Source organism: Actinomadura alba, assembly GCF_014323705.1.
GTDB classification, from domain to species: domain Bacteria; phylum Actinomycetota; class Actinomycetes; order Streptosporangiales; family Streptosporangiaceae; genus Actinomadura_C; species Actinomadura_C alba.
On the sequence record NZ_JABVEC010000020.1, the window covers coordinates 149818 to 163080 of the forward strand.

11 protein-coding genes are annotated in these 13263 nt (G+C 70.2%); 4 read left to right on the forward strand and 7 right to left on the reverse strand.

Going from position 1 to position 13263, the window contains the following annotated elements; all coding sequences use genetic code 11:
- Window positions 1-250: 250 nt before the first annotated feature.
- On the forward strand, window positions 251-1051 hold the full coding sequence (locus tag HKK74_RS24925) for an IclR family transcriptional regulator (RefSeq protein WP_187245756.1): 801 nt from the start codon (window positions 251-253) through the stop codon (window positions 1049-1051).
- 85 nt (window positions 1052-1136) lie between these two features.
- Here HKK74_RS24925 and HKK74_RS24930 read toward each other — a convergent pair whose 3' ends face one another.
- From HKK74_RS24930 to HKK74_RS24940, 3 genes are read right to left on the reverse strand one after another with little or no spacing between them, the layout of a single operon-like run.
- Complete coding sequence (locus tag HKK74_RS24930) at window positions 1137-2177, reverse strand: ABC transporter substrate-binding protein (RefSeq protein WP_187245757.1); 1041 nt, start codon at window positions 2175-2177, stop codon at window positions 1137-1139.
- Window positions 2178-2225: 48 nt separating this feature from the next.
- Window positions 2226-3098 (reverse strand): ABC transporter permease, encoded by an 873-nt coding sequence (locus tag HKK74_RS24935; protein ID WP_222722700.1) that lies wholly within the window; start codon window positions 3096-3098, stop codon window positions 2226-2228.
- A 16-nt stretch (window positions 3099-3114) separates the two neighbouring features.
- Window positions 3115-3939, reverse strand: a complete 825-nt coding sequence (locus tag HKK74_RS24940; protein WP_187245759.1) for an ABC transporter ATP-binding protein — start codon at window positions 3937-3939, stop codon at window positions 3115-3117.
- A gap of 481 nt (window positions 3940-4420) precedes the next feature.
- On the opposite strand from HKK74_RS24940, the gene HKK74_RS24945 reads away from it, so the two are divergent.
- Complete coding sequence (locus HKK74_RS24945; protein ID WP_187245760.1) at window positions 4421-6271, forward strand: glycosyl hydrolase family 18 protein; 1851 nt, start codon at window positions 4421-4423, stop codon at window positions 6269-6271.
- A gap of 65 nt (window positions 6272-6336) precedes the next feature.
- Here HKK74_RS24945 and HKK74_RS24950 read toward each other — a convergent pair whose 3' ends face one another.
- From HKK74_RS24950 to HKK74_RS24965, 4 genes are all read right to left on the reverse strand, one after another.
- On the reverse strand, window positions 6337-7554 hold the full coding sequence (locus HKK74_RS24950) for a purine-cytosine permease family protein (protein ID WP_187245761.1): 1218 nt from the start codon (window positions 7552-7554) through the stop codon (window positions 6337-6339).
- Window positions 7551-8375 (reverse strand): ABC transporter ATP-binding protein, encoded by an 825-nt coding sequence (locus tag HKK74_RS24955; protein ID WP_187245762.1) that lies wholly within the window; start codon window positions 8373-8375, stop codon window positions 7551-7553. The genes HKK74_RS24950 and HKK74_RS24955 overlap by 4 nt, the downstream gene beginning before the upstream one ends.
- A 2-nt stretch (window positions 8376-8377) precedes the next feature.
- A complete protein-coding gene (locus HKK74_RS24960) occupies window positions 8378-9397 on the reverse strand; it encodes an ABC transporter substrate-binding protein (protein WP_187245763.1) in 1020 nt (339 codons plus the stop codon).
- A 151-nt stretch (window positions 9398-9548) separates the two neighbouring features.
- A complete protein-coding gene (locus tag HKK74_RS24965; protein ID WP_312881730.1) occupies window positions 9549-10457 on the reverse strand; it encodes an ABC transporter permease in 909 nt (302 codons plus the stop codon).
- Window positions 10458-10681: 224 nt separating this feature from the next.
- Here HKK74_RS24965 and HKK74_RS24970 point away from each other — a divergent pair, with 224 nt between their 5' ends.
- Window positions 10682-11719 carry a LacI family DNA-binding transcriptional regulator gene (locus HKK74_RS24970; RefSeq protein ID WP_312881732.1) on the forward strand — a complete coding sequence of 346 codons (1038 nt, stop codon included), beginning with the start codon at window positions 10682-10684 and terminating at the stop codon, window positions 11717-11719.
- 106 nt (window positions 11720-11825) lie between these two features.
- Entirely contained in the window at window positions 11826-12989 is a 1164-nt protein-coding gene (locus tag HKK74_RS24975) for a mandelate racemase/muconate lactonizing enzyme family protein (RefSeq protein ID WP_187245764.1), read from the forward strand.
- Window positions 12990-13263 lie beyond the last annotated feature (274 nt).

Sequence of the window (13263 nt, forward strand, 5' to 3'; positions counted from 1 at the left end):
TTCCGTGAACCCATAATGTGAATCTATAACCCATGATGCAGGTCGAACAAGATGGGGTCAAGGTTGCGGAACCCGGGCATCCGGCCACACCCGCCTCCCCACGGTGACCGTCGGACTCCGGTGCGCGAGTGGTGTGCGGCGCCTCGAACCATGATCGCCCTGCTGAGGGCGGCCGACCGGATGTGGTTTCGCTGCCCACGACGTGGAGCGTGAGCGATAGGATCGGCGGCACGTGCTGGAGGTAGAGCCCATGGCGAAGAGCGAGACCGGTGCGAGCGCCCTGCAGCCGATCCTGGTGCTGAAGAAGGTGCGCACCCTTCTGGAGTGCTTCAGCGTCGAGCGGCCCACGCTGACGCTGCAGCAGATCCGCCAGGCCAGCGGACTGCCAGCGAGCACCTGTCAGCGGCTCGTGCAGAACCTGGTCCGCGAGGGCTTCCTCGACCGCGACGGTGACGAGTACCGCATCGGTCTCGGCCTCGTCCGCTGGTCGGCACCCGGAACGTACGGGCTCGACATGGTGCGCCTCACCCGGCCCGCGCTGCAGCGGCTGCGGGACGAGACCGGTGAGACGGCGTGCCTCTACGTACGAGACGGGCCCTACCGTACGATCGTCGCGCTCGCCGAGACGCGGCACGTCGTCATGCGGCTGTTCAGGGTCGGAATGGTCATGGCCCTGCACGCCGGATCGGCGGGCAAGGTGTTCCTCTCCTATGACCGGGCCGCCTTCCGCGATGCCGTCGCGCACGGCCTCAGCCGGTTCACGCCGATGACGGTGACCGACGTCGACGTGCTCACCGCCCAGATGGAGCAGATCCGGCGCGATGGCTACGCCGCCTCGTTCGAGGAGCGCGACTTCGGGGCCGCCTCGATCAGCGCACCGGTGTTCGGATTCCACGGCGAACCGGTGGCCGCCCTCGGCATCGGTGCGCCTTCCCAGCGGCTGACCCCGGCCGACGTGCCGAGGCTGGCACCGCTGGTGGTCGAGGCCGCGGCCGACGCCTCACGGCGCATGGGCTTCGAACCGGGCATCGTGGACACTCCCGCCCCCTGAGCCGCGCCGCGGGCCGCGGGCGACGCCGTCGGGGCCGGCCGGCGACCGCTCGTCGGGAACGTCGCCGGCCGGCACGCCGCCACCGCTAGCCGATGAACTCGTCGGTGTAGGTCTTGGCCAGATCGACGTCGGCACCCTTCATCTCCGGGTTGCTGGTGCGCTGCGTCTCCAGGACCGCCGCGGGGCCGTCCTGCGGCATCTTCCCGTCGGCGGTGAACATGGGCTTCGCGTGCTCGATCGCCCGCGCGTAGAGCGCGGTGTCGCCACCGGCGTACGAGGCGGGCATCTTGGCCGCGATCTCGGTGCCGTCGTGCGCCGCGATCCACTCCAGAGTCCGCGTGAGCGCCCGGGTCAGCTTCCGCGCCGTCTCGGGGTTGTTCTGCAGCCAGGCCGACTTGGCGTAGAGGACGGCCGCGGGATAGGAGCCGGTGCCGTACACCGACTCGACGCCCGCCACGGTGCGCAGGTCGTAGAGCGTCTTCAACTTGCCCGCGCGCTTCTCAAGCTGTGAGACGGCGGGGTCGAGCATGACGGCGGCCGCGACCTTGCCCTCCTCCATCGCGGCCACCGCTGTCGACCCGGCCCCGATCGCGGTGACGCTGACGTCGCCGGCGGCCATGCCGCTCTTCGACAGCGCGTACTTGAGGAAGAAGTCGGTGGAGGATCCCGGCGCGGTCACCCCGACCACCTTGCCCTTGAGATCCTTCAGCGAGCCGATGCTCGACGCGTTCTTCGGCGAGACCGCCAGCACGACGCCCGGCAGCTTCAGCATGGTCACGAAGGACTTGATCTCCTGGCGCTTCTGCTGCATCTGGATCGTGTGCTCGTAGAACCCGGAGGTCACGTTGGTACTGCCGCCGATCATGGCCTGCAGCGCCTTTGACCCCGCCTGCAGGTCCTGCAGTTCGACGTTGAGCCCTTCCTCCTTGTAGTAGCCGAGCTGGGCGGCGAGGGTGGTCGGCAGGTAGCTGAGCAGCACCTGCCCGCCCACTCCGATCGTGACCTTGCCGGACCCGTCGGATCCGCTCGAGGTCGATTTCGCTGCCGAGTTGCAGCCCGCCGTGGCGAGCAGCCCGGCCAGGGCGAGACCCAGCCCGGCCAGTCGGATGCGCCGAATCCTGCGCATGGGAGGCACCTTTCGAACGATGTGGCGGAGGTTGTGAGCGTTGGGTCTTCAGGCGGTCTTGGCCGGGTCCTGCCAGCGGAGCAGCAGCGCCTCGAGGCGGTTGACCAGCAGGTCGATGACGAGCACCACGAGCATCAGGATGATCATTCCGGCGAACACGCCCGTGGTGTCGAAGACGCCCTCCGACTGGGCGATCACATATCCGACGCCCTTGGCAGCGCCGAGATACTCCCCGACGACCGCGCCGGTGATGGCGAAGCCCGCGCTGATGTGCAGGCTGGAGAAGATCCACGTCAGTGCGCTGGGCAGCAGCACATGCCGGACCAGGTGGTACTCGCTCGCGCCCAGCATGCGGACGTTGTCGACGAGCACCCGGTCGACGTCCCGTACGCCCTGGAAGGTGTTGAAGAAGACGATGAAGAACACCAGGGTCACGCCGAAGGCGACCTTCGACCAGATCCCCAGCCCGAACCAGAGTAGGAAGATCGGCGCGAGGACGACCCGGGGCAGCGCGTTGAACATCTTCAGGTACGGATCGAGCACGCCCGCGAGCAGCGACACCCGGGCGAGCAGGAATCCGACCACCAGTCCGAGCACCGAACCGATGACGAAGGCGAGCAGCGCCTCCTCGAGCGTCACGGCCAGGTCGTCCAGGATGTAGCCGGTGGAGATCCACTCCCAGATCCGCACCGCGATGTCGCTGGGCCGGGGGAAGAAGAACGGATCGATCACCCTGAGCGAGGTGAGCAGCTCCCAGCCGCCCAGCACCGCGACGGCGAGGACGACCTGCAGGACCCGGATCACGGCTCCGCGACGGCCGCGGCGCCTGCGCCTCGTTCCGGGGAGACCGTCGCCCGGTTCCACGACCGTGCCGGATGTGTCCGCCGGCCGACCGGCCGCGGGAGCGGGGCTTGTCTCCACGAGAACCTCCTCGGCGTCACTTCGCGAGGGCGGGTGAGTCCTTGGCATACGTCTTCATCACCTCTTCCTTCAGCTGCGACCAGATCTCCTCGTAGATGCGCACGAACTCCGGTCGTGAGCGGATGTCCATCAGGTCGCGGGGACGGTCGAGATCGACCTCGTACCGCCCGACGACGCGGCTGCCCGGCCCCACTCCCAGCAGGACAACCTCGTCCGACAGCGCGATCGCCTCGTCGAGGTCGTGGGTGACGAAGAGCACGGCCTTGTTCGAGCCCTGCCAGAGCTGGAGCAGTTCGTTCTCCATGAGCTGGCGGGTCTGGATGTCGAGTGCCGAGAAGGGCTCATCCATCAGCAGGACGTCCGGGTCGACGATCCAGGTCTGCGCGACCGTCGTGCGCTTCCGCATGCCGCCGCTGAGCTGGTACGGGTAGCGGTTGGCGAAACCCTCCAAGCCCACCCGGCGCAGCCAGTGCAGGGCCCTCTCGTTCGCCTCGGCCGACGCCACCCCGCGCATCTTCAGGCCCAGCGCGACATTGTCCCGGACCGTCTTCCACGGCAGCAGTGCGTCCTGCTGGAACATGTACGACGCGCGCCGGTTCAGTCCGCGCAGTGGCTCTCCGAAACCGAACACCTCGCCACTGGACGGCTCGAGCAGTCCCGCCGCCATGTTGAGCAACGTGGACTTCCCGCATCCGGTGGGTCCGACGATGGAGACGAACCGCCCCGGCGCGATGGTCAGGTCCACGTCCCGCACGGCCACGTACTCGCCACCGGACGGGGTGTCGAAACGGCGGGTGCAGCCCTTCAACTGAACCGCCGGCGCTGTGCTGTCGTCGGTCATTCGGCCTCCTCCAGGTGGCTCGGCGACCGCCTGTGGCACCCCCGCGCCGGCCTGTGGCCGGAGTGGATCTCGCCGATCGCCGGACCGGACGTCCGGAACACCAGTCATCACTCCGCATAGTGGGTTGCGGATTCACGATGTGATCAACGACCCTACGACCCGGCATCAGAGTCCGCAAGACTTTGAGAACGTATTTCCGCATAGCGAGATACCGCGAGCGCATCGGCCCCGGTTGCTCCCACAGCGAGGCCGCCGCGCGGCCTTGGCCCATCACGCGGGTCGGGTTGTGTCGATGCGGGCAGGCGGCGTCAGCACGGGCGGGCGGCCTCAACACGGACGGGGCGGCGCCTTCCGGCGAAACGGGGTCTTCCGAGGAGACCGTCGGCGCCATGTCCGTGCTGACATCTGGTCAGAAGCGCGTGTTTGGCTTATTTTAAGGAAAGTTTCCTATTGGTTCGGGGGTACGAGTCATGGGAGAACGATGTTCAAGCTGCGCAAAGGCCTGCGAGGCCAGCGTCGAAGAAGAGGCGTCGCGCTGCTCGGCGCGATGCTGCTGCCCCTCATCGGAACCATCGTCGCGGCGCCGCCGGCATCGGCCGCCGCCGTCACCGCCTCGTGCGTGAAGACCTCGGACTGGGGCACCGGCTTCGAGGGCAAATGCACGATCACCAATGGGACCGGCTCCGCCATCAACGGCTGGAGGGTCGAGTTCGATCTGCCGTCCGGAACCACCATCGGCTCCTCCTGGGACGCGGTGCGCACCTCGTCCGGCAACCACTACACCTTCACCAACGCCGGATGGAACGGCACGGTGAATCCGGGAGCGACCGCGAGCTTCGGGTTCAATGGCAGTGGCGGCGGCTGGATCTCCGGCTGCCGCGTCAACGGCGCGGCCTGCGACGGCTCGGACGGCGGTGGCGGCGACACCCAGGCACCGAGCACCCCCGGGAACCTGCGCTCCACCGGCAAGAGCGCGAGCAGCGTGTCGCTGGCGTGGAACGCCGCGACCGACAACGTCGGCGTCACCGGGTACGACGTCTACCAGGGCGCCACCAGGACCACCTCGGTGACCGGCACCGCCACGACGGTCTCCGGCCTGTCCGCGAGCACCGCGTACACGTTCACGGTGCGGGCGCGGGACGCCGCCGGGAACACCTCGGCCGCCTCCAACGCGGTGAGCGTGACCACCGATCCGGGCGGCGGTGGCGGACCCGGCGGCAACAAGGTCATCGGCTACTTCGCCCAGTGGGGCGTCTACCAGCGCGCCTACCACGTCAAGAACATCGACACCAGCGGCTCGGCGGCCAAGCTCACCCACATCAACTACGCGTTCGGCAACGTACAGAACGGCCAGTGCACGATCGGCGACAGCTACGCCGACTACGACCGCGCCTACACCGCGGCCGAGAGCGTCGACGGGGTCGCCGACACCTGGGACGCCGGCGCGCTGCGCGGGAGCTTCAACCAGCTGCGCAAGCTCAAGCAGAAGCACCCGCACCTCAAGGTGATCTGGTCGTTCGGCGGCTGGACCTGGTCGGGCGGCTTCGGGCAGGCGGCGGCCAACCCGGCCGCGTTCGCGAACTCCTGCTACAACCTGGTCGAGGACCCGCGCTGGGCGGACGTGTTCGACGGCATCGACATCGACTGGGAGTACCCGAACGCCTGCGGCCTGTCCTGTGACACCAGCGGTTTCTCCTCGTTCCGGAACCTGATGTCGGCGCTGCGGACCCGCTTCGGGTCGGGCAACCTGGTGACCGCGGCCATCACCGCCGACGGCACGTCCGGCGGGAAGATCGACGCGGCGGACTACGCCGGTGCGGCGCAGTACGTCGACTGGTACCTGCCGATGACCTACGACTACTTCGGCGCCTTCGACGCCGACGGTCCCACGGCTCCGCACTCGCCGCTGACGTCCTACTCCGGGATCCCGATTCCGGGCTTCTACTCCGACGCGGCGATCCAGAAGCTCAAGAGCAAGGGCATTCCGGCGAGCAAGCTGCTGCTCGGCGTCGGCTTCTACGGCCGAGGCTGGACCGGCGTGAGCCAGAGCGCGCCGGGCGGTTCGGCCACGGGCGCCGCGCCCGGCACCTACGAGGCGGGCATCGAGGACTACAAGGTCCTCAAGACCAGGTGTCCCTCCACCGGCACCGTGGGCGGCACCGCCTACGCCTACTGCGGCAACCAGTGGTGGAGCTACGACACCCCGAGCACCATCGGCGGCAAGATGAGCTACGCCAAGAACCAGGGACTGGCCGGCTCGTTCTTCTGGGAGCTCAGCGGCGACACCACCGGAGGTGAACTGATCACCGCCGTCAGGAACGGCCTCGGCTGAGCGAGGACCAGGATCTCGGGGAGGTGCGAGCGTGCGGCCGCCTCCCCGAGATCCCTCATCCGCCGCTACGGCCGCTCGCCGCGGCCGCCGTCCGCTCTTCGCGCCCCGTACGTGTGCGCGGCGGTCGCGGCGACGGCGGCGCCCAGGCCCGCGAGGGCGGCCACCGGGCTCGCGACCACGGTGAGACCGAGCGCGAGCGCCGAGGCGGGCGCCCAGGTCCACGTGGGCACCGGACGCGGGGCGCGACCGCGGCGGCGCCGTGCCGCTTCGACGGCCATCGGCACGACGAGGGCGGGCAGCACGGCGGCCAGCAGCGAGAGCCAGGCGAGCATCATCCGGTCCACGCGGAAGAGCGCCAGCACGAGACCGGGCCCGGCGATCGCGAGCACGGCGGCACGGTGCGGCACCGCGCCGAACCGGCGTACGGCGAGGGCGCCCGAGTGCATAGTCGTCAGCGTGGGCGCCACCACGGACGCCGCGACGAACAGGTTGGCGACGGCCAGCCCGTCCGGTCCGGCGAGAACGGCCACGACGTCGGTGGAACCGCTGGCGGCCGCCAGCCCGGCGCCCACCGTGCTCGCGGCGAGCGCCGCTCCGACCAGCAGGGCCACGCACCACGCGAGATCGCGGCGCCGGCCGAAGCCGACGGTGAAGTCCGGCGCCCGGACCGCGAACACCGCGACGTACCCCAGATATCCGGCGACGTCTGCGGCGAACCGGCCGTCGCCGCCGTGTCCGGTGGTCAGCACGGGTTCCGGTGGCGCCAGCCGGACGGCCACGATGGCGATCAACGCGATCGCGCTCAGCGTCGTCGCCACGGCCACGCCGTTCCACCGGCCGGCGCCTGCGAGCAGCACGGCCGTGATCGGCAGGCCGAGCAGGACGATGCCGGCCGGATCGGGCACTCCGGTCAGCGCGGCGACCGCGCCGCCGCCGAGGCCGACGTTGAAGCCGAACCAGCCGACCATCGCCATCGCGAGCAGGACGGTGATCGCGCGGTCGGCCGTACGCGGCAGGTAGCGCGGGGTCAGCTGCGACAGCGTCGCGTCCTCGCCCGCCGGGGGGCGCAGCCCGAGCCGTCCCTGCACGGCGAGGAGCAGCGCCATCACGACGCCACCGGCCACGAGCACCTGGAGGGGCAGGTGACCGTCGTGCCGCCCGCCGATCTGCGCGCCGAGGACGAGCGCGCCGGGCGCGGCGCCGAGTCCGAGCCAGGCGCCGGCCGAGTCGCGCCACGTACGCGGTGGAACCCCGGCCGACGCGGCCGTCCCGCGTCCGGTCATTCGGCGCCCGACGCGGCACCGAGCAACCGGCGGATTCGCGTCGTGGCGGCGGAGAACTCCTCCCTGGCCATCGTCTCGGCGTAGTCGCGTTCGGCGGGCAACCCGACCTCGATGATCTCCACGACGGTTCCGGGGCGGGCGCTCATCACGACCACCCGGTCGGCCAGGTAGACCGCCTCCGCGATCGAGTGGGTGACCAGCAGCACGGTCGTGCCGGTCTCCCGCCAGATCCGGTTCAGCTCGATGTTCATCTGTTCCCGGGTCAGCGCGTCGAGCGCCCCGAACGGCTCATCCATGAGCAGGACCGGCGGCCGGTGCAGGAGCGCGCGGCAGAGTGCCACCCGCTGTTGCATACCGCCCGACAGTTCATGCGGGTAGGCGTCCTCGAAGCCGCGCAGCCCGGTCATGTCGATGAGCTCGTCGGCGCGCTTTCGCGCCTCGGCGCCCGGCATGCGGCGCATCTCCGCCTGGAGCAGGATGTTCCGCCGGGCGCTGCGCCACTCCAGCAAGGCGGCCCGCTGGAAGACGTACCCGATGTCACGCCGGGGGCCGGTGACCGCCTCGCCGCGTAGCCGTACGTCGCCGGCTGAGGGTCTGAGCAGGCCGGCCACGAGTTTGAGCAGGGTCGACTTGCCGCAGCCCGACGGGCCCACGATGGCCACGAACTCGCCCATCGCCACGCTCAGCGAGACCTGGCGCAACGCCGTGACGTCCTTCTTCTTCGTACGGAAGCGGACGGCCACGTCGTCCAGGTCCACCGCGGCGCCGTCGCCGGGGCCGCTCCGGGCCGCGGCGGGCTCCGCGAGGGTCTCCTCTGCCATCGTCATCCCTTCGGCGCCGCGGTGGTCTCCCAGTAGTCCGCGGGCTGCTTGGGGTCGGGGACCAATCCGGCCTGGGCGAAGACGTCGATGGTCTGCTTCCAGTCGGCCTCGGTGTTGACGCCGGGCGCCTTTCCCTTGGTGGCGTCGGTGTGCAGCAGGGTCACCGTGGTCTTGAACTGGTCGGACAGCACCTCGGCCGGCGGCAGCTGCGCCGAGGCGCCCTGCATGCTGTCGACGGCGGGCTGCGGGCTCTGCTCCGCCGCCGCCCACGCCTCGCTGGTCGCCGCGGCGACCCGCTTGGCGAGATCAGGGTCGCTCTTCAGGAGGCGGGTGCCCACGATCAGCCCGTTCGAGTAGAAGTTCAACCCGAGCTCGGAGAACCGCAGGTAGGACACCTGCTTGCCGGCCTTGTTCTGCATGGTCGGGCCCTGGTCGCTGGCGTAGCCGAGAAGCGCGTCGGTCTTCCCGGACATCACCGCCGCGATCTTGCCTGCGGGGTCGGTGTTCTGGATCTGGACGTCCGACTCGCTCATCCCGTTCTTCTTGAGGAAGACCGGGAAGGTCTTCGACAGCGCGTCCCCCGCGGTGCCCGCGATCTTCTTGCCCTTGAGGTCGCCGGGCGCCTTGATGTTCTTCTCGGTGAAGAACTGCACGGACGCCGGCGTGGTCTGCAGGAAGACCCCGAGGCTCTTGACCGGGATGCCCTGCCCCACCGCCGAGAGAACGGCCGGCGTGTCGGCCCAGCCGAAGTCGGTCTGGCCGGCGCCCGTGGCCTGCACGGTCTTCTGCGAGCCCTGCCCGGCCTGGATCTGCAGGTCGATGCCGTGCTTTTCGTAGATGCCCTGCTTCTTGCCGTAGTAGAACGGCGCGTGCTCACCGTACGGGTACCAGTTGAGGGTGAGCGTGACCTTGTCGAGTTCCTTGCCCGACGCGCTCTTGCTCTTGTCCGTGCCGCCTCCCCCGCAGGCCGCGGTGAGCAGAAGCAGAGGTACGAGGCCGACGGCGACTCTCCGGAGTTTCATGATGGGGCGCTCCTCGAGCAGGGGTGGGGCGGGGGTGGAAGGAGTCGGGTGGAAGGAGTCGGGATGAAAGGAGTGCGGACGGGGGCCGGTCGGGGGCGGAATCGGCAGGCGGGGGCGGGGTCAGTAGGTGGTGGGATCAGTAGGTGGTGGGTCAGTAGGTGGTGGTGGCGGCGTCGCGCCGGTGGCTGGCGTGCCAGGGCAGCAGGAGCTTCTCGGCGATCTCCACGAGTACGAAGAGGACCACCCCGATCACCGACATGACGAGCAGCCCGGCGAAGAGCATCGGGGTGTCGAGGTTGCCGTTCGCCTGCAGGATCACGTAGCCGAGGCCCTTGTTCGCGCCGACGAACTCACCGACCACGGCGCCGGTGACCGCCAGCGTGACGGCGACCTTGAGCCCGGCGAACAAATGCGGCAGCGACGCCGGGAAGCGGATCTTCGCGAAGGTCTGCAGCGGCCCCGCTCCCATGGTCGCGGAGAGTTCGATCATCTCGGGGTCGACCGCCTTGAGGCCGGTGACCATCGAGATGACCACGGGGAAGAAGGCGATGAGCACGGCGATCACGATCTTCGGCGCGATGCCGAAGCCGAGCCACACGACGAACAGCGGGGCGATCGCTATCTTGGGGACCACCTGCGCGAACAGGAGCACGGGGTAGAGCGTCCTCTCGACCGTGGACGAGTAGACCATCACCACGGCGGCGAACACGCCCACGACGACGGCGATCACGAACCCCAGCAACGTCTCGTAGGTCGTCACCCAGGTGTGCTGCCAGAGGTATCCGGCCTTGTCCCCCATCACCCGCAGGGTCGTTCCCGGCGACGGCACGAGATAGGGCTCCACGAGCCTGGTCGCCGAGATCGCCCACCAGGCGGCGAAGCAGGCGAAGAGCAGCGCGACCGGCCGCCACGAGCGTTCGAGTGTGTCGGTGGTCCGTTCGGCCAGGCCCGGCCGGGCCCGCTCGGCCACCCCGGCGACCGCGGGCGCCGCCCCCGGAGGGGTGGCCGCGGACGGCGCCGCTGAGGTGGCCGGCGTCGCCGATGTGCTGCCCTGCTCCACGATGGACTCCTCCGGGGTCCGGGAACCGCTCCGCGCCAGCGGGCCGGTCACTTCGGGTCACACTGCTGGTCACCTGCTGGTCGCACCGTTGGACGGTTGTTGGGCGGTTGTTGGAAAGCGCATTCTGAAAGCGCTTTCTGATACCGTAGAGACCGCTTCTGGTTAGGTCAATAGCCCGAGCCCGTGGTTCGACAACGTGTCACTGCCTTGAACGGGGGCGCACCGTGAGCGAGCGCGAAGCGACGGCCCACGTGACGTTGGAGGTCGTCGCGCGCTCCGCCGGAGTCTCGCAGGCGACGGCCTCGCGCGTGCTCAACGGAACCGCGAGAGTCCGCGAGGATCTGCGGCAGCGGGTGGTCGCCGCCGCGGACCTGCTGGGCTACATCCCGAACGCCCACGCGCAAGCCCTCGCCAGCGCCTCCAGCCGGCTCGTGGGGGTCATCTGCCACGACGTCGCCGACCCCTACTTCGCCGCGATCGCCGGCGGCGTCATGCGCGCGGCCGCCGAGCACGACCTGCTGATGATGTTGGCCAGTACGTTCCGCGACCCGGCCCGCGAGATCGCCTACGTGTCCGCGCTCCGCGCGCAGCAGGCCCGTGCGATCCTGCTGATCAGTTCGGGCTTCCAGGACCGCGCGTGGGAGCGCGCCATGAACACGGAGCTGGAACCGTACCTGCGCGGCGGCGGCCGGGTGGCCGTCGTCAGCCGGCACCGCACATTGCGGGTCGACACGGTCCTGCCGGAGAACCGCGCGGGCGGGGCGGCGCTCGCGCGCGCCATGCTCGGCCTCGGCCACCGCGACTTCGCCGTGCTGAGCGGTCCGCGCGCGCTCACCACGGTCTCGGACCGGCTCGGCGGCTTCCGAGACGCGCTGGCCGAGGCCGGTGTCGAACTCTCCCCCGACCAGGTCGTCGAGGGCGCGTTCACCCGCGACGGCGGCTACGACGCCTGCGCCGAGCTGCTCCAGCGCGGGCTCCGGGCGACGTGCGTGTTCGCCATCACCGACGTGATGGCGATCGGCGCACTCGCGGCGTTGCGCGACCAAGGGCTGCGCGTGCCCGCCGACGTGTCCCTCGCCGGCTTTGACGACATCCCGATCGTCCGCGACCTCAGCCCTCCGCTGACGACGGTCGCACTGCCCCTCGCCGAGATGGGCCAGGCCGTCATGGCCTTGGCGCTGCGGGAGCCGCGTGGCCGGCGTTCCCGCGTCACGCGCTTCGGCGGCGAGGTGGTGCTGCGTGCCAGCACCGGCCCACCCTGACCCCCGGCCCCGCCCCCGCCGTGATCATGCAGTTGTTCGCGCGGCGGGGCGCGAACAACTGCATGATCACGATTGGATGGTTCATGAACCCTCAGGAGCGCACCGCATGACGTACTCTCTCGCCGACCTGACCATCGAACGAATCGAGACGTTCGCCGTCGCACTCCCCACCCGCCGGTCCTTCGGTGTCTCGGGTGGCTCGGTCGCGGTGGCCGGCCGGCCCAGCGTCCGCGTGCTGGTGAAGGTCAGCGCCGACGGCGTCCACGGCTGGGGTGAGGCGACCCCGATTCCCGCCTGGACGTACGAGACGGCCGAGTCGATCGTGACGACCATCGACCGCTACCTCGCTCCGGCGGTCATCGGCCGGCCCGCGTGGAACCTCGACGGCGTCGACGCGGCCTTCGACCGGGCGATCAACCGTGGTTTCACCATCGGCGCGCCACTGGCGAAGAGCGCGGTGGACACCGCACTGCACGACCTGCTCGGCCGCGCGGCCGGAGTGCCCCTCGGGGTGCTGTGGGGACGGCGCCGCAGCGAGACGATCGAGCTCGGCTGGATCGTCTCCGGCCAGTCGCCGGCCGAGGTGGGCGACAGCGTCGCCGAGGGCCGGGAGCTCGGCTACCGCGCCTTCAAGGTGAAGATCGGCCTGCACGACGAGGAGACCGACCTGGCCGTGGTCGCGGCGGTGCGCGACCACGCGCCCGGTGCCCCGTTGTGGGTGGACGCCAACCAGGGCTACCAGGTCCCGGCGGCACTGCGAGTCGCCCGCCGGTTGGAGGAGCTCGGGGTCACGGCGTTCGAACAGCCGCTGCCCGCCAACGACATCGCCGGGCTCCGCCGCCTGCGCGACGCCTCGCCGGTGCCGGTCGCGCTCGACGAGAGCCTGCGGCATCCCGGCGACCTCGCGACCTTCGTCCGCCTCGAGGCGGTCGACATCGCGATCGCAAAGGTGCAGCGGAGCGGCGGCCTGACCCTGTCGCGGCGGCTGTGCGCGCTCGCGGAGGACAGCGGCGTGCAGCTCATGGGCTCCGGCCTCACCGACTCCGACCTCGGGCTGGCCGCGTCACTCCACCTGTTCGCCGCCTTCGGGATCGACACCCCGGTCGACCTTAACGGCCGGCAGTTCATCGAGTCCCCGTACGCCGGCCCCACCGTCCGGATCGAGGGCGGCGTCGCCCACGTGCCCGACGGCCCGGGGCTCGGCGTCGAGGTCGACGAGACGGTCGTGCGCGACCTCGCCGTCGACGTCCTGGAGGCGCGTGCTCGCTGACGTGTCACGTATCGACGCGGCGCCGTCACCGGGTGCCGTGCTCGCCGTGCCGCGGGCGTCGGCCGCCGTGGCGGGCAGGGCAATCTTCATCTCTGCCCGGGTCGGCGCTCCGGGAGCATGGCCGCCGGTCAGGACGTGACGGGCAGGAACGCGTCCATGGGCAGTTCCTTGGGGTCCCTGATCGTGTGGTCGCGTTTGGTGGAGTCCACGATTGCGCTGGAGAACGAACACGGCATCCCAAGCCACCGCCTACGGCATCGTTGAGTCGTGGGGG

What these genes read in the sequence shown, in the direction of transcription:
- HKK74_RS24960 (WP_187245763.1), bottom strand. Translation starts at nt 9,397, where the DNA reads ATGAAACTCCGGAGAGTCGCCGTCGGCCTCGTACCTCTGCTTCTGCTC.
- HKK74_RS24955 (WP_187245762.1), bottom strand. Translation starts at nt 8,375, where the DNA reads ATGGCAGAGGAGACCCTCGCGGAGCCCGCCGCGGCCCGGAGCGGCCCC.
- HKK74_RS24945 (WP_187245760.1), top strand. Translation starts at nt 4,421, where the DNA reads ATGTTCAAGCTGCGCAAAGGCCTGCGAGGCCAGCGTCGAAGAAGAGGC.
- HKK74_RS24940 (WP_187245759.1), bottom strand. Translation starts at nt 3,939, where the DNA reads ATGACCGACGACAGCACAGCGCCGGCGGTTCAGTTGAAGGGCTGCACC.
- HKK74_RS24925 (WP_187245756.1), top strand. Translation starts at nt 251, where the DNA reads ATGGCGAAGAGCGAGACCGGTGCGAGCGCCCTGCAGCCGATCCTGGTG.
- HKK74_RS24930 (WP_187245757.1), bottom strand. Translation starts at nt 2,177, where the DNA reads ATGCGCAGGATTCGGCGCATCCGACTGGCCGGGCTGGGTCTCGCCCTG.
- HKK74_RS24950 (WP_187245761.1), bottom strand. Translation starts at nt 7,554, where the DNA reads ATGACCGGACGCGGGACGGCCGCGTCGGCCGGGGTTCCACCGCGTACG.
- HKK74_RS24975 (WP_187245764.1), top strand. Translation starts at nt 11,826, where the DNA reads ATGACGTACTCTCTCGCCGACCTGACCATCGAACGAATCGAGACGTTC.